The 17,490-nt window shown below is 61.2% G+C and carries 18 protein-coding genes; 10 read left to right on the forward strand and 8 right to left on the reverse strand.

Annotated elements, in window-relative coordinates; translation table 11 throughout:
* Positions 1-158: 158 nt before the first annotated feature.
* Genes PspCFBP13528_RS16600 through PspCFBP13528_RS16625 form a run of 6 tightly spaced genes read left to right on the forward strand, consistent with a single transcriptional unit; the run spans position 159 to position 8,436 of the window.
* Positions 159-1,988, forward strand: coding sequence for an extracellular solute-binding protein (locus PspCFBP13528_RS16600; protein ID WP_137200752.1), 1,830 nt, complete (start codon positions 159-161; stop codon positions 1,986-1,988).
* Entirely contained in the window at positions 1,985-3,823 is a 1,839-nt protein-coding gene (locus tag PspCFBP13528_RS16605; protein WP_137200754.1) for an extracellular solute-binding protein, read from the forward strand. The genes PspCFBP13528_RS16600 and PspCFBP13528_RS16605 overlap by 4 nt, the downstream gene beginning before the upstream one ends.
* Positions 3,824-4,900 carry a microcin C ABC transporter permease YejB gene (locus tag PspCFBP13528_RS16610; protein WP_065952418.1) on the forward strand — a complete coding sequence of 359 codons (1,077 nt, stop codon included), beginning with the start codon at positions 3,824-3,826 and terminating at the stop codon, positions 4,898-4,900.
* Position 4,901: 1 nt separating this feature from the next.
* On the forward strand, positions 4,902-5,921 hold the full coding sequence (locus tag PspCFBP13528_RS16615; RefSeq protein ID WP_017738565.1) for an ABC transporter permease: 1,020 nt from the start codon (positions 4,902-4,904) through the stop codon (positions 5,919-5,921).
* Between the two features lies 1 nt (position 5,922).
* Entirely contained in the window at positions 5,923-7,524 is a 1,602-nt protein-coding gene (locus PspCFBP13528_RS16620; RefSeq protein WP_101220742.1) for an ABC transporter ATP-binding protein, read from the forward strand.
* Between the two features lie 18 nt (positions 7,525-7,542).
* On the forward strand, positions 7,543-8,436 hold the full coding sequence (locus PspCFBP13528_RS16625) for an AraC family transcriptional regulator (protein ID WP_101220743.1): 894 nt from the start codon (positions 7,543-7,545) through the stop codon (positions 8,434-8,436).
* On the opposite strand, the gene PspCFBP13528_RS16630 is transcribed toward PspCFBP13528_RS16625, so the two are convergent.
* Entirely contained in the window at positions 8,378-8,965 is a 588-nt protein-coding gene (locus PspCFBP13528_RS16630) for a LysE family translocator (RefSeq protein WP_137200756.1), read from the reverse strand. The two genes, PspCFBP13528_RS16625 and PspCFBP13528_RS16630, sit on opposite strands and share 59 nt — an antisense overlap.
* A gap of 104 nt (positions 8,966-9,069) precedes the next feature.
* Positions 9,070-9,957, reverse strand: a complete 888-nt coding sequence (locus PspCFBP13528_RS16635) for an NAD(P)/FAD-dependent oxidoreductase (RefSeq protein ID WP_101220745.1) — start codon at positions 9,955-9,957, stop codon at positions 9,070-9,072.
* A gap of 144 nt (positions 9,958-10,101) precedes the next feature.
* Between PspCFBP13528_RS16635 and PspCFBP13528_RS16640 the strand changes: the two genes are divergently transcribed.
* Positions 10,102-10,539 (forward strand): Rrf2 family transcriptional regulator, encoded by a 438-nt coding sequence (locus tag PspCFBP13528_RS16640; RefSeq protein WP_101220746.1) that lies wholly within the window; start codon positions 10,102-10,104, stop codon positions 10,537-10,539.
* Positions 10,540-10,575: 36 nt separating this feature from the next.
* Here PspCFBP13528_RS16640 and PspCFBP13528_RS16645 read toward each other — a convergent pair whose 3' ends face one another.
* Positions 10,576-11,193: a ribonuclease T2 gene (locus PspCFBP13528_RS16645; protein WP_137200758.1), complete on the reverse strand. Its 618-nt coding sequence runs from the start codon at positions 11,191-11,193 to the stop codon at positions 10,576-10,578.
* Between the two features lie 57 nt (positions 11,194-11,250).
* A complete protein-coding gene (locus PspCFBP13528_RS16650) occupies positions 11,251-12,228 on the reverse strand; it encodes a Gfo/Idh/MocA family oxidoreductase (protein ID WP_065952411.1) in 978 nt (325 codons plus the stop codon).
* 125 nt (positions 12,229-12,353) lie between these two features.
* Here PspCFBP13528_RS16650 and PspCFBP13528_RS16655 point away from each other — a divergent pair, with 125 nt between their 5' ends.
* Positions 12,354-12,716 carry an NUDIX domain-containing protein gene (locus PspCFBP13528_RS16655; protein WP_065952410.1) on the forward strand — a complete coding sequence of 121 codons (363 nt, stop codon included), beginning with the start codon at positions 12,354-12,356 and terminating at the stop codon, positions 12,714-12,716.
* A gap of 312 nt (positions 12,717-13,028) precedes the next feature.
* On the opposite strand, the gene PspCFBP13528_RS16660 is transcribed toward PspCFBP13528_RS16655, so the two are convergent.
* From PspCFBP13528_RS16660 to PspCFBP13528_RS16675, 4 genes are all read right to left on the reverse strand, one after another.
* On the reverse strand, positions 13,029-13,289 hold the full coding sequence (locus tag PspCFBP13528_RS16660; protein ID WP_065952409.1) for a hypothetical protein: 261 nt from the start codon (positions 13,287-13,289) through the stop codon (positions 13,029-13,031).
* A 4-nt stretch (positions 13,290-13,293) separates the two neighbouring features.
* Positions 13,294-13,740: a GNAT family N-acetyltransferase gene (locus PspCFBP13528_RS16665; protein WP_065952408.1), complete on the reverse strand. Its 447-nt coding sequence runs from the start codon at positions 13,738-13,740 to the stop codon at positions 13,294-13,296.
* A gap of 96 nt (positions 13,741-13,836) precedes the next feature.
* Positions 13,837-14,166 (reverse strand): hypothetical protein, encoded by a 330-nt coding sequence (locus tag PspCFBP13528_RS16670; protein WP_065952407.1) that lies wholly within the window; start codon positions 14,164-14,166, stop codon positions 13,837-13,839.
* 82 nt (positions 14,167-14,248) lie between these two features.
* Positions 14,249-14,686 (reverse strand): DUF3995 domain-containing protein, encoded by a 438-nt coding sequence (locus tag PspCFBP13528_RS16675; protein ID WP_065952406.1) that lies wholly within the window; start codon positions 14,684-14,686, stop codon positions 14,249-14,251.
* Between the two features lie 93 nt (positions 14,687-14,779).
* On the opposite strand from PspCFBP13528_RS16675, the gene PspCFBP13528_RS16680 reads away from it, so the two are divergent.
* Both PspCFBP13528_RS16680 and PspCFBP13528_RS16685 read left to right on the forward strand, forming a co-directional pair.
* Positions 14,780-15,169 (forward strand): DUF2946 domain-containing protein, encoded by a 390-nt coding sequence (locus tag PspCFBP13528_RS16680; protein ID WP_065952405.1) that lies wholly within the window; start codon positions 14,780-14,782, stop codon positions 15,167-15,169.
* Between the two features lie 93 nt (positions 15,170-15,262).
* Positions 15,263-17,389: a TonB-dependent receptor gene (locus PspCFBP13528_RS16685; RefSeq protein ID WP_137200759.1), complete on the forward strand. Its 2,127-nt coding sequence runs from the start codon at positions 15,263-15,265 to the stop codon at positions 17,387-17,389.
* The last annotated feature ends 101 nt before the right edge of the window (positions 17,390-17,490 follow it).

Below are 17,490 nucleotides of genomic sequence, written 5' to 3' on the forward strand. Positions count from 1 at the left end.
GTGGGTCAGTCAGCCCGTATATTGACTGATACACCGCTATCGGGCGCAAGCCCCCTCCCACATTGGATACTCAGTGATTTCAGCAGCCTTTTTCCATCCGGAACAAGCTGTTACTGTACCGATCATAAAGCCCAAGCCGCCCGGATCGGATCTCTGACTTGAAGCGTCCCCTCCTTCTACTAATAAGTCTGGCCTTGAGCTTTGCGGCGAACGCGACGATTACCGAGAGCCACGGTTACGCGCAGTTCGGCACGCTCAAGTACCCGGCCAAATTCACCCATTACGATTGGGTAAACCCTGCAGCGCCCAAAGGCGGAACACTGCGGGTGATGGCCTTTGGCACGTTCGACACCCTCAACCCCTATACCTTCAAGGGCACCAGCCCGGTTTCCACCGCAAACTTCCTGCAGTACGGCGTCAATGAGCTGAACGAACCGCTGATGGTCGGCACCGGCCAGTACGCCCCGTCCGGCGATGAACCTACGTCCAGCTACGGCCTGATTGCCCGATCGGTGGAGTACAGCGAGGACCGCAGCTGGGTGGTATTCAACCTGCGCCACGAGGCGCGGTTCCACGACGGCACGCCGATTACCGCCGATGACGTGGCATTTTCCTATCGCACCCTGTTGACCGAAGGCCACCCGCAATACCGTACCAACCTGCAGGAAGTGGCGCGGGTCGATGTGCTCAATCGCCATCGCATACGCTTTGTGTTCAAGCGCGCCGGCAACCCGCTGCTGATCCTGCGCCTGGGCGAGTTGCCCGTGCTGCCCCAGCATTACTGGAAAAATCGCGACTTCAAGGCCACCACCTTCGAACCGCCGCTGGGCAGCGGGCCGTATCGCCTCAGCAAGGTCACCCCTGGTCGCCAGCTGGTGTTCGAACGGGTCAAGGATTACTGGGGCAAGGACCTGCCGGTCAACCAGGGTTTGTATAACTACAACAAGGTCGAGGTGGAGTTCTACCGCGACAGCGACGTCGCCTTTGAAGCCTTCAAGGCGGGCGAATTCGATATTTATATCGAGCACCAGGCCAAGAACTGGGCCACCGGCTACAACTTCCCGGCGGTCAACCGCGGTGAGGTCATCAAGGCGCAGATCGCCCACCGGATTCCCACCCAGAGCCAGGGTCTGTTCATCAACACCCGGCGACCGGCTTTCAGCCAGTCCAGGGTGCGCGAAGCCCTGGGGTTGATGTTCGACTTCGAATGGACCAACCGCACCCTGTTCAGCAGTGCCTACAAACGCGCCTTGAGCTACTACCCCAACAGCGAGTTCTCCGCCACGGGCGTTCCGGTCGGTCACGAGTGGCTGATGCTCTCGCCCTACCGCGAACAACTGCCGGCCACTCTGTTTACCCAAGCCTTCAGCCTGGCGCAGACCGACGGTCGCGGCATCCCGCGTGAAACCCTGCGCCATGCCCTGGCCCTGCTTGGCGAGGCCGGCTGGAAACTGTCCGGCCAGCGCTTGCTGAACAAGGACGGGCAGCCGCTGCGCCTGGAAATCCTGCTGGTCAACCCGAACCTGGAGCGCATCCTGCAACCCTATGTCGAGAACCTGATCAGTATCGGCATCGACGCGCGCCTGCGCACCGTTGACCGCGCACAGTACAAGCAGCGCCTGGATCAGTTCGACTTCGACATGATCCTGGTCACCCTCAACCAGACCCTGAGCCCGGGGCTGGAACAATGGCAGTACTTTCATTCCAGCCAGGCCACCATCAAGGGCAGCAAGAATTACGCGGGCATCGCCAATCCCGTGGTCGATCACCTGCTCGAACAACTGCTCGCGGCAAAGACCCGCGAAGAGCAGCTGGCTGCCGGTCGCGCTCTGGACCGGGTGTTGCTCTGGCAGCACTACAGCATTCCCAACTGGTACCTCAACTATCATCGCCTGGCGTACCGCAACCGGTTCGCCTTTGTCACCACGCCGCCCTACAGCCTGGGCTTGAGCGCGTGGTGGCTGAAAGCTTCGGAGAAAGCCCAATGATGTGTTTGCGCAGTACTGTATTCGCCAGCCTGTTGCTGTGCAGCGCGGCCCAGGCCGCCCCGCAACATGCGTTGACGCTCTATAACGAGCCCCCCAAATACCCCGCCGACTTCAAGCATTTCGACTACGTGAACCCCGACGCCCCCAAAGGCGGTACCTTCCGCGAATCGGCCATGGGCGGCTTCGACAGTCTCAACCCCTATATCAGCAAAGGCGTGCCCGCGGACAATCTGCCGCTGATCTACGACACGCTGGCGATGCAGAGCCTGGACGAGCCCATTACCGAATACGGACTGGTGGCCGGCAAGATCGAGAAGGCCCCGGACAACAGTTGGGTGCGCTTCTACCTGCGCCCCGAGGCACGCTTCCACGATGGCCACCCGATCCGCGCCGAAGACGTGGTGTTCACCTTCCAGACCCTGATCAAGGATGGCACTCCGCTCTACCGCACCTACTACGCCGACGTGGATGAAGTGGTCGCCGAAGACCCGCTGCGGGTGCTGTTCAAATTCAAGCGCACCAACAACCGTGAGCTGCCACTGATCCTCGGGCAATTGCCGGTGCTGCCCAAGCACTGGTGGGCCAGCCGCGACTTTTCCAAAGGCAATCTGGAAATACCGTTGGGCAGTGGCCCGTACAAGGTGGCCGAGGTCAAGGCCGGGCGCATGATTCGCTACGAGCGGGTCAAGGACTACTGGGCCAGGGACCTGCCGGTGGCCAAGGGTTTCTATAACTTCGATAACCGCATCACCGATTATTACCGCGACAGTACGGTGTCCCTGGAAGCCTTGAAAGCCGGGCAGTTCGACTATTGGCTGGAGTTCAGCGCAAAAAACTGGGCCAACGCCTACAACATTCCAGCGGTGGCCCAGGGGCGTTTGATCAAAGAAGAAATCCCCAACGGCAACCCCACCGGCATGCAGGGTTTCGTGTTCAACACACGCAAACCGATGTTTCAGGACGTACGGGTGCGCAAGGCCATCAGCCTGTTGCTGGATTTCGAATGGAGCAACAAACAGTTGTTCAACGGCGCCTACACCCGCACCCGCAGTTACTTCGAGAACTCGGAAATGGCCGCCACCGGCTTGCCCGGCCCGGATGAACTGGCCATTCTTGAACCGCTGCGCGACAAGATCCCCGCCGACGTCTTCACCCAGGCTTTCGAGCCGTCCAGAACCGACGGCAGCGGCATGATCCGCGCGCAGCAGCGCCAGGCGTACCAGTTGCTGCAGGAAGCCGGCTGGAAGATCGTCGATGACAAGATGGTCGACACCACCGGTAAACCGGTGACCATCGAATTCCTGCTGGCCCAGACCGAGTTCGAGCGCATCCTGTTGCCGTTCAAGCGCAACCTGGCCGACCTGGGTATCGACCTGGTCATTCGCCGGGTCGACGTGTCGCAGTTCGTCAACCGCCTGCGCTCAAGGGATTTCGACATGCTGGTGGGCAGCTTTCCGCAATCGACTTCCCCGGGTAATGAGCAGCGTGAGTTCTGGAAGTCGTCCAGCGCCGACAAACCGGGCAGCCGCAACTACATGGGGCTCAAGGACCCCGCCGTCGATCAGTTGGTCGAACAACTGATCGACGCCGACTCGCGCAAAAGCCTGATCGCCCACGCCAGGGCACTGGACCGCGTGCTGCAGTTTGGCTACTACGTGATTCCCAACTGGCACATCAAGACCTTCCGTGTGGCGTACTGGGACCACCTCGGCCATCCGAAAGTCTCGCCGCGCTATGATGTCGGCACCGCCACCTGGTGGGCCAAGCCCGACGTCAAACCGGCGGTTCCCCTGGACACCACGCAAAGCGCCGAAGCGGCGAGCGGAGGCGATTGAATGCTGGCCTATATTGTTCGTCGCCTGTTACTGATCATTCCCACGCTGTTCGGGATCCTGCTGATCAACTTCGTCATCATCCAGGCCGCCCCGGGCGGCCCGGTGGAACAGATGATTGCCAAGCTCGAAGGCTTTGACGGCGCCACCAGCCGCATTGCCGGCGGCGGCGCCGAAGTCTCGGTGGCCGGCTCCAGCAGCTACCGTGGCGCCCAGGGCCTGGACCCGGCGCTGATCAAGGAAATCGAGAAGATGTACGGCTTCGACAAGTCGGCGCCGGAACGCTTGTGGATCATGGTCAAGAACTACGCCCGGCTGGATTTCGGCGACAGCTTTTTCCGTGACGCCAAGGTCATCGACCTGATCAGGGAGAAGATGCCGGTGTCGATTTCCCTCGGGTTGTGGAGCACCCTGATCATGTACCTGGTGTCGATTCCCCTGGGCATCGCCAAGGCCACGCGTCACGGCAGCCACTTCGATGTGTGGACCAGCTCGGCAATCATCGTCGGCTATGCGATTCCGGCGTTCCTGTTCGCCATCCTGCTGATCGTGGTGTTTGCCGGTGGCAGTTACCTGGACTGGTTCCCCTTGCGCGGGCTTACGTCGAACAACTTCGACGAATTGAGCTGGGGTGGCAAGGTCCTCGATTACTTCTGGCACCTGGCCCTGCCCGTGACCGCCCTGGTGATCGGCAACTTCGCAACCATGACCCTGCTGACCAAGAACAGCTTTCTCGACGAGATCAACAAACAGTACGTGGTCACCGCCAGGGCCAAGGGCCTGACCAACCACCGCGTGCTCTACGGCCATGTGTTTCGCAACGCGATGCTGCTGGTGATCGCCGGTTTCCCCTCGGCCTTTATCGGTATCTTCTTTACCGGTTCCCTGCTGGTGGAAGTGATCTTCTCACTCGACGGCCTCGGCCTGATGAGCTTTGAAGCGGCGATCAATCGCGACTATCCGGTGGTGTTCGGTACGCTGTTTATCTTCACCCTGCTGGGGCTGATCGTGAAACTGATCGGTGACCTCACCTACACCCTGGTCGATCCGCGTATCGACTTCGCCAGCCGGGAGCATTGAGATGAACCTGTCCCCCCTCAATCGCCGCCGGTTCGAGCGGTTCAAGGCGAACAAGCGTGGCTGGTGGTCGCTGTGGCTGTTCCTGATCCTGTTTGTGCTGAGCCTGGGCGCCGAATTGATTGCCAACGACAAGCCGCTGGCCGTGCACTTCGACGGCGACTGGTATTTCCCGGCGCTCAAGCGCTACCCGGAGACCACCTTCGGCGGCGAGTTCCCCCTGGAAGCCAACTACAAGAGCCCGTATATCCAGGAACTGCTCAAGGCCAAGGATGCCTGGACCCTGTGGGCACCGATCCCGTTCAGCTACCAGAGCATCAACTACGACCTGAAAGTACCGGCCCCCGCGCCACCGTCGAGCGTCAACCTGCTGGGCACCGATGACCAGGGCCGCGATGTGCTGGCGCGGGTCATCTATGGGTTTCGCGTGTCGGTGCTGTTCGCGCTGACGCTGACCGTGCTCAGCTCGATCATCGGCGTGATCGCCGGCGCCCTGCAGGGTTTCTATGGCGGCTGGGTGGACCTGGCCGGGCAGCGGTTCCTGGAAATCTGGTCCGGGTTGCCGGTGCTGTACCTGCTGATCATTCTCGCCAGCTTCGTGCAGCCCAACTTCTGGTGGCTGCTGGGCATCATGCTGCTGTTCTCGTGGATGAGCCTGGTGGACGTGGTGCGTGCCGAGTTCCTGCGCGGGCGCAACCTCGAATACGTGCGCGCGGCCCGTGCGCTGGGCATGCAGAACGGCGCGATCATGTTCCGCCATATCCTGCCCAATGCGATGGTGTCGACCATGACGTTCATGCCGTTCATCCTCACCGGCGCCATCGGCACCCTCACCGCCCTGGACTTCCTGGGTTTCGGCCTGCCGGCCGGCTCGCCGTCATTGGGCGAGCTGGTGGCCCAGGGCAAATCCAACCTGCAGGCGCCGTGGCTGGGCATGAGCGCGTTCGCCGTGCTGGCGATCATGTTGAGCCTGCTGGTATTTATCGGCGAGTCCGCTCGCGACGCCTTCGACCCGAGGAAATGAGATGAATCAGGACAATCTGATCGAAATCCGCGACCTCAGTGTCGAGTTCGTCACGGGCGAGCATCAGCATCGCGTGGTCAATCACGTCAGCTTCGATATCAAGCGCGGCGAGACCCTGGCCCTGGTCGGCGAAAGCGGCTCCGGCAAATCGGTGACGGCGCATTCGATCCTGCGCCTCTTGCCCTACCCTTTGGCGCGGCACCCGTCCGGCACCATCAGTTACGCCGGGCAAGACCTGCTGACGCTCAAGGAAAAGCCCCTGCGGCATATTCGCGGCAACCGCATCGCGATGATCTTCCAGGAACCGATGACCTCGCTGAACCCGCTGCACTGCATCGAAAAACAGATCAACGAAGTGCTCGGCCTGCACAAGGGCCTCACCGGCAAGGTCGCCACCCAGCGCACCCTGGAACTGCTGGAACTGGTGGGCATCCCCGAGCCGCACAAACGCCTCAAGGCGCTGCCCCACGAACTCTCCGGAGGCCAGCGTCAGCGCGTGATGATCGCCATGGCCCTGGCCAACGAGCCGGAACTGCTGATTGCCGATGAGCCGACCACCGCCCTCGACGTGACGGTGCAATTGAAGATCCTGGAACTGCTCAAGGAGCTGCAGGCGCGCCTGGGCATGGCGTTGTTGCTGATCAGCCACGACCTGAACCTGGTCCGCCGGATCGCTCACCGTGTGTGCGTGATGCAACAGGGCTGCATCGTCGAACAGGCCGACTGCGAGACACTGTTCCAGGCGCCGCAACACCCTTATACCCAGGAATTGCTGGCAGCCGAACCCAGCGGCGGGCCGGCCGGCAATGCCGTCGGGCCAGCGCTGCTGGAAGTGGAGGACCTGAAAGTCTGGTTCCCGATCAAGAAAGGGTTTTTGCGCAACACCGTCGATTACGTCAAGGCCGTGGACGGCATCAACTTCAGCCTGCCCCAGGGTCAGACCCTGGGCATCGTCGGCGAAAGCGGCTCGGGCAAATCCACCCTGGGCCTGGCGATCCTGCGCTTGATTGGCAGCCAGGGCGGGATTCGCTTCGAAGGCCAGCAGCTTGATCGCCTCACCCAGCAACAGGTACGCCCGTTGCGCCGGGAAATGCAAGTGGTGTTCCAAGACCCTTTCGGCAGCCTGAGCCCGCGGATGTGCGTCAGCGAGATCGTCGGCGAGGGGCTGCGCATTCACAAGATGGGCACGCCCGCCGAGCAGGAAGCCGCGATCATCGCCGCGCTCAAGGAGGTCGGCCTGGACCCGCAATCGCGGCACCGCTACCCCCATGAGTTTTCCGGTGGCCAGCGCCAGCGCATCGCCATCGCTCGCGCCCTGGTGCTCAAACCGCGCCTGATCCTGCTGGATGAACCGACCTCGGCGCTGGACCGTACGGTGCAACGCCAGGTGGTGGAACTGCTGCGCGGTTTGCAGGCCAAGTACAACCTGACCTACCTGTTCATCAGTCATGACCTGGCGGTGGTCAAGGCGCTGAGTCATCAGTTGATGGTGGTCAAGCAGGGCCAGGTCGTGGAGCAAGGGGATGCCGGGACGATTTTCGCCAACCCGCAACATCCCTATACCCGGCAATTGCTGGAAGCGGCCTTTCTGGTGCCCGCGTAACAGGCAGGAGCTATTGCCATGTCGTTGAACAGCCCCGCTCACCCTGCACACTCGCCGCGTTTCTGGCGCGACGAGCGGCTGCCGTTCATCGAGGCGCGCACCATTGCCGATGGACGCAAGGTCACCTACACCCGCCACGCCCATGAACATTTTTCCATTGGCGCAATCACCCGCGGGCGCAGCTATTACCACTATGGCGAACAAACCTTCCTGATCAGCACCGGCACCGTGGTGTTGATGAACCCCGGCGACGTGCATGCGTGCAATCCCATCGAAAACGAGCATTGGTCCTACCATATGCTCTATCTCGACACGCCCTGGCTGACCGACCTGCAGCATCAGCTGGGTTTCAGCACCGACCAGGGTTACCGTCCGTTCAACACGCCCCATACGCGCGACACGTCGCTGTACAACGGCTTGCTGGCGCTGTACCGACTGTTGGTGGATGAGCGGGCCGAACTGCTGCACAAACAGAGCGCGCTGGTGGGTTACTTCAGTGAAGTGCAGCAGCGCCTGAACCCTTCCCTCACGCCCGTGCGGGAGGTCAATCACAAGCTGGAGCGGGCCGCCGACTACATCCGCGAACACTGTACCGAGGCCTTGAAGCTGGAGGACATTTGCCTCGCGGCCGAGCTGTCGCCGTCCTACCTGATCCGCGCCTTCAAACAGTATTACGGGCTGACGCCCCACGCGTTTCTGGTCAACCGACGCATTCAGTTTGCCCGCACTCAGCTGCGCAATGGCGAGCTGATCGCCGATGTGGCCCTGGCCGCCGGGTTTGCCGACCAGGCGCATTTCCAGCGTGCGTTCAAACAGCATTTTGCCGCCACGCCGGGGCAATACCGCGAAACACTCAAGCCATCAGCAAATAACCCACACTGGCCACCAGCAACGCGGCCATGGAGCGGTTGAAGACTCTCACACCCTTGGGATGGTGCAGGTAGCGCCGTAAAAACGTTCCGGCGTAGGCCCAACACGCCACCGACAGGTAGCAGATCACCAGGTAGAGGCTGGCGAACAGCCAGACCTGCCTTGCCTCGCCGTCCGCCGCGAACAGCCCCATCCCCGCCACACAGGCCAGCCATGCTTTGGGGTTGAGCCACTGCATGATCGCGCCGTACAACATCGACGGCGCCGTGGCGGTGCCATCGGCGTGCAACTGCCCGTCATCGATCGCGAGCTTCCAGGCCATGTACAGCAAGAATACGACCCCGCCCCACTGGATCAGTTGGGTCAGGATCGGCCAGCGCAGCAGTACTTCGTGCAACCCCAGGCCGATCAATACCAGCAGCAGCGTGAAGCCGACAGCCGCGCCAAGCACATGCCTCTGACTGGCGGCAAAACCGAAACGCGCACCGGCACTCAAGGCGACCACATTGACCGGTCCCGGCGTGATGGACGTGGCCAGGGCGAAGGCGGCCATGGAAAGAGTCAAGCTCATTGCAGTTCCTTATGTGATGCCAAACGAAGTCGGGATCACCATAGAGGGACAGACGTGCAGCGTATTGAACAAAATCACCTTTTGCCTCGTAGCACCGCGCCGAATCAACCTTGACTGATCAACGAAAAATGCGCCCCCACGCCGGCGCGCACGCCCTCGGCGACGGCCAGGGCCACGGAGCCGGCGGCCAGGGAGGTATCGCCACAGGCGAACACACCGGCCACGGAGGTCTGGCGGGTTTCGTTGGTGTGCAGGTAAGGCCCGGTGGGACCCTCGGCCAGCTCACATCCCAGTTGCTGCGCCAAGGCGCTGATGCGGGTGCGCGACATCGTGAAGATCCCGTCGAGGGCGAATACCCGGCCGTCGTGCAATTGCAGGTCGGCGCGCTCACCCTGGATGCGGCGTACGCGGCCACTTTCCACGCTCACCCCACGCCGCTGCAGCTGCGCCTGTTGCTCGGCATCCGGTGTGAACACACCGTCGGTGAACAAGGTGGTAGCGCCCCAATCCGGCAACATCAGCGCGTGATGCATCGCCAGGGCAGACGTGGCCAATACGCCTATTCGGCCTTGGTCCAGCTCGTAGCCATGGCAATAAGGGCAGTGAAACACGCGCGTGCCCCAGCGCTCTGCCAAGCCTTCAATGGCGGGTAACTCGTCCACCACGCCGGTGGCCAGGATCAAACGTTTGGCCTTGAACTCACCGCTGCATTCAGTATGCACACTGAATCCGTGGGGCTGTGCATTGGCCACCCTGACAAAGTCCTGCACCCAGGTCACGCTCGGGTATTCCATCAACTGGCTGCGACCCTCGGCGGCGATGGCCTCCGGCGCCTGCCCGTCCTGGCCGAGAAAGCCATGGGACGTCGCCGCAAACCGATTGCGCCGCTGCCCCGCATCGATCACCAGCACTGTGCGTCGCGCCCGCGCCAGTTGCAGGCCCGCAGACAGGCCAGCATAGCTGCCGCCCACGATAATCACGTCATGCACCATGAAGCTACCCTCGCATTTCGCGCGGCAGGTTGTCTCCGCGCTTTCATGGCACACCATAAGTTACATGAAATTAGCGCGTCAAGCATCTCGCAACTTTTCAGGTTACGGACGATACTTCACGCAGAATCGATTAGGGATGACTGGATGAGAAACGACACCCGGCTTTCGCGCATGCTGCACGTATTGATCCACATGGGACGCCATGAACAACGAGCCACGTCGCAGACCATTGCCCAGATGCTTGGCACTAACCCTGTGGTGGTGCGGCGCACGCTCGGCCTGCTCAAGGACAAGGGTTACGTATGCTCGGAAAAGGGCCATCAGGGCGGCTGGACCCTGGGCAAGCCCTTGAGTGAAATCACCTTGCTGGAGATTCACAACGCCCTGGGTACGCCGTCGATCTTTGCCATCGGCCTGTCCACCGACCACCCGCAATGCCTGGTCGAACAGGCCGTCAACGCGGCATTGACGGACGCATTCGCACAGGCCCAGGCCCTGCTTTTGAAGCGCCTGGGCGATGTGACCCTTGCACAGTTGGCAGACGATTTCGATGAGCGCTATCGGGTAGCGATGCAGCCTTGAAAAACGCCGTTATTCTTGATCTGGGTTAACACCTGCTCAGCGCTGGGTGGGGATGCGAATATCGCCACCCCGGCACTGGCTTTTCACGCTGCGCGGGCAGCCGGCAAAGGCCAGGTCCTTGGTCAGGCATACCCGCACCTCAGACAGCACTTTGCCTTTGCAGATGACGGCCATGCCGTGGCTGCCCATGCGTGGGTTGCTTTCGCGAAACAGCGCCTCGATCTCGTTGGCTGATAATGACGGCGGCGTGTTGAACGGCTGCATTTGTTGCGGAATCACAACCGCCGCCAGTGCCGTGTCGGATTTCTCCAGGTATTGAAGCGGCACCAGCCCGCTGCAGGTGCCGTGCTTGGCCCATTCATGCTTGAGCAGGGCGCGGGTGGGAAACAGCGTCGCCCCCTTGTCCATTTCCTCAGCGGTCAATTGCGAGTGAGGTGCGCAGGATGCAGGCCACCCCCCGCGCGCATACTGCGGCCACAGTCCATGCAGGACAAACCCGTAGCCCTTGCCCGAACACTGTTCATTGTCCGGGTGCGTCAGGCAAAACGTCGGCGACCATGACAACGACAGCACATAGAAATCAAAGTCGCCTGCCTGCCCTTGGCTGCGCGGCGCCGCCGTCGCGCCGGTGACGATCAGCAGCCACAACACCATCTAGTATTTCATCGCGATATCCTTCAATAAAAGTGAAGCACCACGCTATCGCGACGATCAAGGATGGTGGGAATAACGTTGTAGCACCTTGTCCAGGATTCGATCGGTCTTCAACGCCTCGATCGCCAGCGAAGGGTGCTTGGCATCGCCGCGGATATGGGCATTCATCGCCAGGACGTGGTGCCATTGGATGTGCGCATGGCAAGGCACCTCCAGCACCGCGTCGGTCTCCCCTTCGAGGCGCAACGGCTGGTCTTCGAATACCGCAAAGGTGATGCGCCCACGGCTGCCGATCAGCTCGACCCGGTCTTCGCGACGGTCTGCGACAAAGTTCCAGCAGCCCATGCCCAACGCGCCACTGGCGAAGGTCCAGCAGGCCGTCACCGCGTCCTCCGCCGCATAGCGCCCGGCCTGCCGCGCGGTAAAGCCGCAGACCTCGACGATATCGCCCGCCAGGTACTGGAACAGGTCAAAGCCGTGGCTGGCCAGGTCGGCAAAATAACCACCGCCGGCAATCGCTGGATCCGTGCGCCAGTTGGCCGGGTTGGTGTCTGTCGGCGCCGCAGGCTTGCACAGGGTCCAGGTCAGGTGGCGCAACTCGCCGATACGACCGTCCTGCAACCAGGTGCGCACTTGCTGGAAGCGCGGCAGTGAGCGTCGATAGTAGGAGACGAACAGATGCAGCCCGGCGCGCTCGAAGGTGCGCTGCATCAGCGCACTCTGTTCGGCGTTCAACGACATGGGCTTTTCGACGCAGCAATGCTTGCCTGCCGCAGCCACCATCAAGCTGTATTCGAGGTGGCTGTCGGGTGGCGTGGCGATGTACACCGCGTCCACTTCGGGATCGTCAATCAGGGCCTGGGCATCTGTGTAAAAGCGGGCAATGCCATGACGTGTCGCATAATCGCGCACGGCTTCCTCACGGCGTCCCATCACGGCTACCAGTGCCGAACCTGGCGCTTTATAGAAAGCGGGTCCACTCTTCAATTCGGTCACACTGCCACAGCCGATCATGCCCCAACGTACGGTGCTCATCTGCTCTCCTCGTTCATTGACGTCAATCGGGCAGTATCCACATACACGGCCTCGCGCGCCATAACCCGTTAGCATGACAATTGCATTACACTTTTATGACAAACATCCCGTAAAAGGTATAGACGATGAAAATACGGGCCACGGTCATCTGCGAACACGAAGGGCACATCCTTTTCGTGCGCAAGGCCAGATCGAAGTGGGCATTGCCGGGCGGCAAGGTAGAGCGTGGCGAACGCCCGGTGGGCGCGGCGGAACGCGAGCTGGAAGAAGAGACGGGGTTGAACGTGGACGGCCTGCTGTACTTGCAGGAGCTGAAGGCCCGCGACACTCTGCACCATGTGTTTGAAGCCTCGGTCGTGAATATCGACGAGGCACGGCCGTGCAACGAAATCGTCGAATGCCAGTGGTACGCCTACGGAACCCTCGACGAATTGGACACCACCGACGCCACACGGCATATCGTCAAGTCCTTTCTGCGCCGCCTCTGAGGCGGCGGTCTGCCGGGCGGGCTGCGCCGACACTGCGGTACCGGGATCAAACTCAAGGCAAAAAAAATCCCAAGTAGCTGATGGAAACTTGGGATTTAAAAATGCATAAACCGTGGGAGGTGAACGCACGGCTATAGTAGCGACTGCAAAATCGGCTCACAAGATTATTTTATTCCTTTCGTCGGATCAAACAGTCGTAAGTCGTTCAATAACCACATGTTTTTTAAGGTAAGAGGGCTATTTACGCCACTTTTTGGTGCAAGTTTGAGATCCGGCAGCGAACTTAATCCACTTATAAATAAAGGTTATTCATTATTCCACTTTCACACTTTTCAAAAACTCCAGGTTCAATTGCCTGCACGCCTCGCCAAGTTCGACAGGGCCTGAGGCGGCCGCACCGGCGACCCGCTTCAGATGAAGGCACAATGCCAACTGCCCGGCGGCTTCTTCACGCTGGCGGTCTGCCTCGGCGTTGAGGTGTACGAAATAGAAACCCAGCAACGCCGCAACCCCCAGCACGCCTACCACGAAGTTGCGCAAGCTGTTGGATGGCTCGGGGTCCGGGGCGCGCATAGGATCAGCGCGCCCTGTGCTTTTCGTAGCGAACGTCGTCACCGTCTGCGCCGCCAGCCTTCAGCCAGCCCAGGCGCTGATAGAACCCGTTGGCGCGGATCTCATCGCGGCCATCGGTGACCAGGTACACGCGGTCGTGATGTTCGAACAATGCGGCCTCGGCTGCCGCCATCAACTGCCGGCCCAGTCCGAGGTTCTCGTGGGTGGGTAGCACGAACATCGCGAACACCTCGCCAGCTTCCAGATCGACCATGGAAAAGGCCGCCGCCTGGCCGTCCACTTCCGCGACCCATGCGCACGGGGCTGTGCGCAGGGTGTCGGTGAGCACCTGCGGTGTGATCCCCAGGTCAGCCATCTGCTCGACACTCAGGTGGTTTTGCACCACAGAGGTACGGATTGTAATGAGCGTGTCGACGTCGTCGACGGTCGCCGCTCGAATAAGCACGTGCATACACGCCTCCCGATCAAGGACGCGATTGTATGCAAATACTTACACGGCATTTGTCGTGGATTTGTAAACCGCCCCGCAGGAACCTGCGACAGGCGCTTATTTGCGCGCCACTTTATAGCGCAGGCAATCCTGATAGAAACTCTGGCGAATCGCCTCGGGCTTGAGCCGGGAGTGGCTGTCATAGGTCTGCTCGGTGATGCCCATGGCCATCATGCGCATCCACGATTTGTTGAACTTGAGGGTCTGGATCTTCTGCCGCGCGGCGTACAGCGACACCCCCGAAAGCTTGAGTTCCTGGGCCCTGGCGGCCGTGCCGGCGCCCCAGCTGCACATATATTTGTCGCCCTCGCGCAACTCCCGGGCCTGCACGGCTGCCGCGCCGCCGGCCAATGAACAAGCAACCAGCATGATTCCCACAGTGCGCATTGGCTTCCTCACCTAACCACCTGAAAATAAAAGCGATTCTGGCGAGGATTTTGTTACAAAGGGGCCATCAGATTGCCTTATCTCATGCCCATGCCACTACCAGTAAGCCGGCGCCCAACGCCAGGCACAGCGGCGAATAAAAGTAGGTATCCAACCTGGCGAACCTTGAGCCCACCACCTTCTTGAAAAAACCCACCAGCTCCGAATCGCCGATCGCCCTGGCAAACATCACCACGGCAACGGCGCTGATCCCCCATTGCAGCGCCCCATGGGACACTGGCGAAAAATACAGTCCGGCGCGCAGGCAGACCAGCAGCGCAATCGCCACCAGTCCCATCGCCACCAGGAACGTACCCAGCGCCGAGGGCTTGAAAGCCGGCCTTGGGCCGCTGGCGAATTCGCCCGGCAATTGCGGTATGGCGGCCAGGCTGCCGAGTTTGCCGCCAGCGGCCCAGTACAAATGCACCATGCTGATGCAGGTGAAAATCCCGACGATCCAGCGCGCAATGACGAAGCTCATGGCGGGCGCTCCCAGAAATGGTGGGAATGAGCATAGACGCCCGGATATTTTTTGCAGGTATTTCGTCGGCAGCTGATGTTAAAGTGCCGCCCCATGAAACTTGCTCGTACCGACCGCTCGCTCATTGCCTGGATGCTGTATTGCTGCGTCCTGTTCAATGTGTTCGCCTGCAGCATCGGGCACGGGCAGATGGTCGGGATGCAGCTCAACGGCATCAGCGGTCAGTTCTGTACGGTCGACCCGCGCACCCAGGCGCCCGTGCAATCAGACTCTACCGGCGACAACCTGCCGACACTGGCCAAGGCGTTCGGTTGCCCACTGTGTTCCACCGGCGGCATGGGCCCCGCGCTCAGCAGTCACCTGAATGTGGCGGTGTTGCCGCAGCCACACGCCCCGCCTGCGGCGATTGTCCTCGCCGCTGACATTCCTGCCCGCTTCACCTGGCCCACGGCCAACCCGCGCGCGCCGCCCGCCGCTGCCTGATCCCTGCGCTGTCCCTCTGCACATACCCCTGTTTCCATCCGGAAATACGCGCGGTCGTGCGTTGTTTTCACGCCAAGTTTTCAGGATTCAACCATGAAACATTTACCCTTGCTGGCGGGCCTGTGCGGCTGCCTGCCTGTTTACGCCCCAGCCCTTGAGCTGGCCCCGACCACCATCGAAGGCGAACAAACCCGTGACTCCGGCCTGACACTGGATCAATCCAGCGGCATGGCGTCGCGGCTGGGGTTGAGCGTGCGCCAAACCCCGGCGTCGGTGGCCGTCGCCACGCGCAACGACATCGAACGCCATGGCGCCAAGACTTTTCGCGATGCGGCCAATACCTTGCCCGGCGTCAACGCCAGCGCGCCACCGGGCTTTGGGGGATTCGTCTCATACCGCGGATTCACCAGCAGCCAGATCACCCAGATGTTCAACGGTATCAACGTCGCCACCGGCCTGGCGCGGCCGGTGGATGCGTGGATCTACGACCGTGTCGAACTGGTCGGCGGCCCCTCCTCCCTGATCAATGGCGCAGGCTCCGTAGGCGGTTCGTTGAACTACGTGACTAAACTGGCCAGCCGTGAGGAACACGCCGTCCAAGGGCAGTTGACGTATGGCAGCCATGACACCGCCGGCCTGGCGTTGGGCCTCAACCAGGCGCTCACCGAGCCGAGCGCCGACGTGCAGCATTACGCACGCCTGGATCTGAGCCGCAACACCCAGCACAGCTATATCGACCGCGACCAGCGCGAGGCCTGGAGCGTGGCGTTTTCCCTGCTCAGCGACCTGACTCCGGACCTGTCTCATACCCTGGCCCTGGAATATCAGGACGAGCACGAAGACAGCCCCTACTGGGGCACTCCCGTGCTCAACCCCAAGGCCGGCGAACTGAAGATCGACAGGCACAACCGCTTCAACAACTACAACGTCGCGGACGGTCGCTATGAGCAGCGCACACGCTGGGCACGCTCGATCATTGACTACCGGATCAGCGACAGCACCACCCTGAAAAACACCCTCTACCACCTCGACAGCCAGCGCGATTACCGCAACCTGGAGACCTACCAGTACAACGCCGACAACAGCGCGGTGAACCGCTCCACCGCCTATCAGGTACGGCATCAGGGTCAGCAGAACGGCAACCAGTTCGAGCTGCGCCATGAGGACGCTGTCTTCGGCCTGGCCACCACGTGGTCCGCAGGCTTGGAATACAAGGTCAACAGCACCACCAACAGCCCCTTGAACGTGCCGGGCAACAGCACAGTCGACCCGCACGGCTATCAGCCCGGCCATTTCTATGACATACCGGGCACCCGGCCCGGTTTCGTCAAAGACAAGACCAGTGCCGTGACCACAAAAGCGCTGTTCGTGGAAAACCGCCTGGGCTTGACCGACACGTTGTCGCTGCTCACTGGCCTGCGCTATGACGCCATCGACCTGGACGTGACCAACCATAGGACGGTCACCGCCGCCAACCCAAGGCACCTGAAGCGCCGTTGGGAACCGGTGACCGGGCGCGTGGGTTTGACCTATCAGTTCATGCCCTCCGCCAACATCTATGTGCAATACAGCACCGCCGCCGAACAGCCGAGCACCACGACTCAGGTGTTCGACGTCTCCACCGGCAAGCAATGGGAAATAGGCAGCAAGTTCGACTACCTCGAGGGCCGCGGCGCCGCCACGCTTGCCGCCTACAGGATCGAGCGCAAAGACTTTGCGGTAACCGACCCACTGGACCCCACCCGCAGCGTTCCCGTGGGTGCGCAATCATCCAGGGGCATCGAGCTGGCCAGTTCGCTGCGCATAACGCCCAGCCTGCTGGCTGAAGGCAACTTAGCCTGGGTGGACGCGCAATACGATGATTTCAACGAGAAAACCGCCAGCGGCGCGGTGGTGTCGCGTAAAGGCAATACGCCGACCAACGTGCCCAGGCGCGTGGGCAATCTATGGCTGACCTATGACTTTTCCGAGGACTGGCAAGGCGGTGTGGACGCGCGCTATGTCGCCCAGGTGTATGCCGACAATGCCAACACCCAGACGGTGCCGGCCTACACGCTGTTTGGCAGTTTTCTGCGCTATAAAGTGGACACACATACCTCGATAACCGGCCGGGTGCGCAACCTCACCAATGAGGTGTATGCCGAATTCGCCCACGTATCACCGGCGTATTACCTCGGCTCACCGCGAACGTTCGAGGTGGCCGTACAAACCGCATTCTGAAGCTCAAAGGCAAAAATGTGGGAGGGGCTTGACCCCGATTGCAGTGTGTCAGCTTGCACATCGGTATGTGGCTGACTGCTATCGGGGCATAGGTACCTACA

Source organism: Pseudomonas sp. CFBP13528 (assembly GCF_005233615.1).
GTDB classification, from domain to species: Bacteria; Pseudomonadota; Gammaproteobacteria; order Pseudomonadales; family Pseudomonadaceae; genus Aquipseudomonas; species Aquipseudomonas fluorescens_AM.

Excerpts from the sequence above, each read along its gene's own strand:
- PspCFBP13528_RS16605 (WP_137200754.1), top strand. The coding sequence starts at position 1,985 with ATGATGTGTTTGCGCAGTACTGTATTCGCCAGCCTGTTGCTGTGCAGC.
- PspCFBP13528_RS16610 (WP_065952418.1), top strand. The coding sequence starts at position 3,824 with ATGCTGGCCTATATTGTTCGTCGCCTGTTACTGATCATTCCCACGCTG.
- PspCFBP13528_RS16615 (WP_017738565.1), top strand. The coding sequence starts at position 4,902 with ATGAACCTGTCCCCCCTCAATCGCCGCCGGTTCGAGCGGTTCAAGGCG.
- PspCFBP13528_RS16620 (WP_101220742.1), top strand. The coding sequence starts at position 5,923 with ATGAATCAGGACAATCTGATCGAAATCCGCGACCTCAGTGTCGAGTTC.
- PspCFBP13528_RS16625 (WP_101220743.1), top strand. The coding sequence starts at position 7,543 with ATGTCGTTGAACAGCCCCGCTCACCCTGCACACTCGCCGCGTTTCTGG.
- PspCFBP13528_RS16630 (WP_137200756.1), bottom strand. The coding sequence starts at position 8,965 with ATGAGCTTGACTCTTTCCATGGCCGCCTTCGCCCTGGCCACGTCCATC.
- PspCFBP13528_RS16635 (WP_101220745.1), bottom strand. The coding sequence starts at position 9,957 with ATGGTGCATGACGTGATTATCGTGGGCGGCAGCTATGCTGGCCTGTCT.
- PspCFBP13528_RS16640 (WP_101220746.1), top strand. The coding sequence starts at position 10,102 with ATGAGAAACGACACCCGGCTTTCGCGCATGCTGCACGTATTGATCCAC.
- PspCFBP13528_RS16645 (WP_137200758.1), bottom strand. The coding sequence starts at position 11,193 with ATGGTGTTGTGGCTGCTGATCGTCACCGGCGCGACGGCGGCGCCGCGC.
- PspCFBP13528_RS16650 (WP_065952411.1), bottom strand. The coding sequence starts at position 12,228 with ATGAGCACCGTACGTTGGGGCATGATCGGCTGTGGCAGTGTGACCGAA.
- PspCFBP13528_RS16655 (WP_065952410.1), top strand. The coding sequence starts at position 12,354 with ATGAAAATACGGGCCACGGTCATCTGCGAACACGAAGGGCACATCCTT.
- PspCFBP13528_RS16660 (WP_065952409.1), bottom strand. The coding sequence starts at position 13,289 with ATGCGCGCCCCGGACCCCGAGCCATCCAACAGCTTGCGCAACTTCGTG.
- PspCFBP13528_RS16665 (WP_065952408.1), bottom strand. The coding sequence starts at position 13,740 with ATGCACGTGCTTATTCGAGCGGCGACCGTCGACGACGTCGACACGCTC.
- PspCFBP13528_RS16670 (WP_065952407.1), bottom strand. The coding sequence starts at position 14,166 with ATGCGCACTGTGGGAATCATGCTGGTTGCTTGTTCATTGGCCGGCGGC.
- PspCFBP13528_RS16675 (WP_065952406.1), bottom strand. The coding sequence starts at position 14,686 with ATGAGCTTCGTCATTGCGCGCTGGATCGTCGGGATTTTCACCTGCATC.
- PspCFBP13528_RS16680 (WP_065952405.1), top strand. The coding sequence starts at position 14,780 with ATGAAACTTGCTCGTACCGACCGCTCGCTCATTGCCTGGATGCTGTAT.
- PspCFBP13528_RS16685 (WP_137200759.1), top strand. The coding sequence starts at position 15,263 with ATGAAACATTTACCCTTGCTGGCGGGCCTGTGCGGCTGCCTGCCTGTT.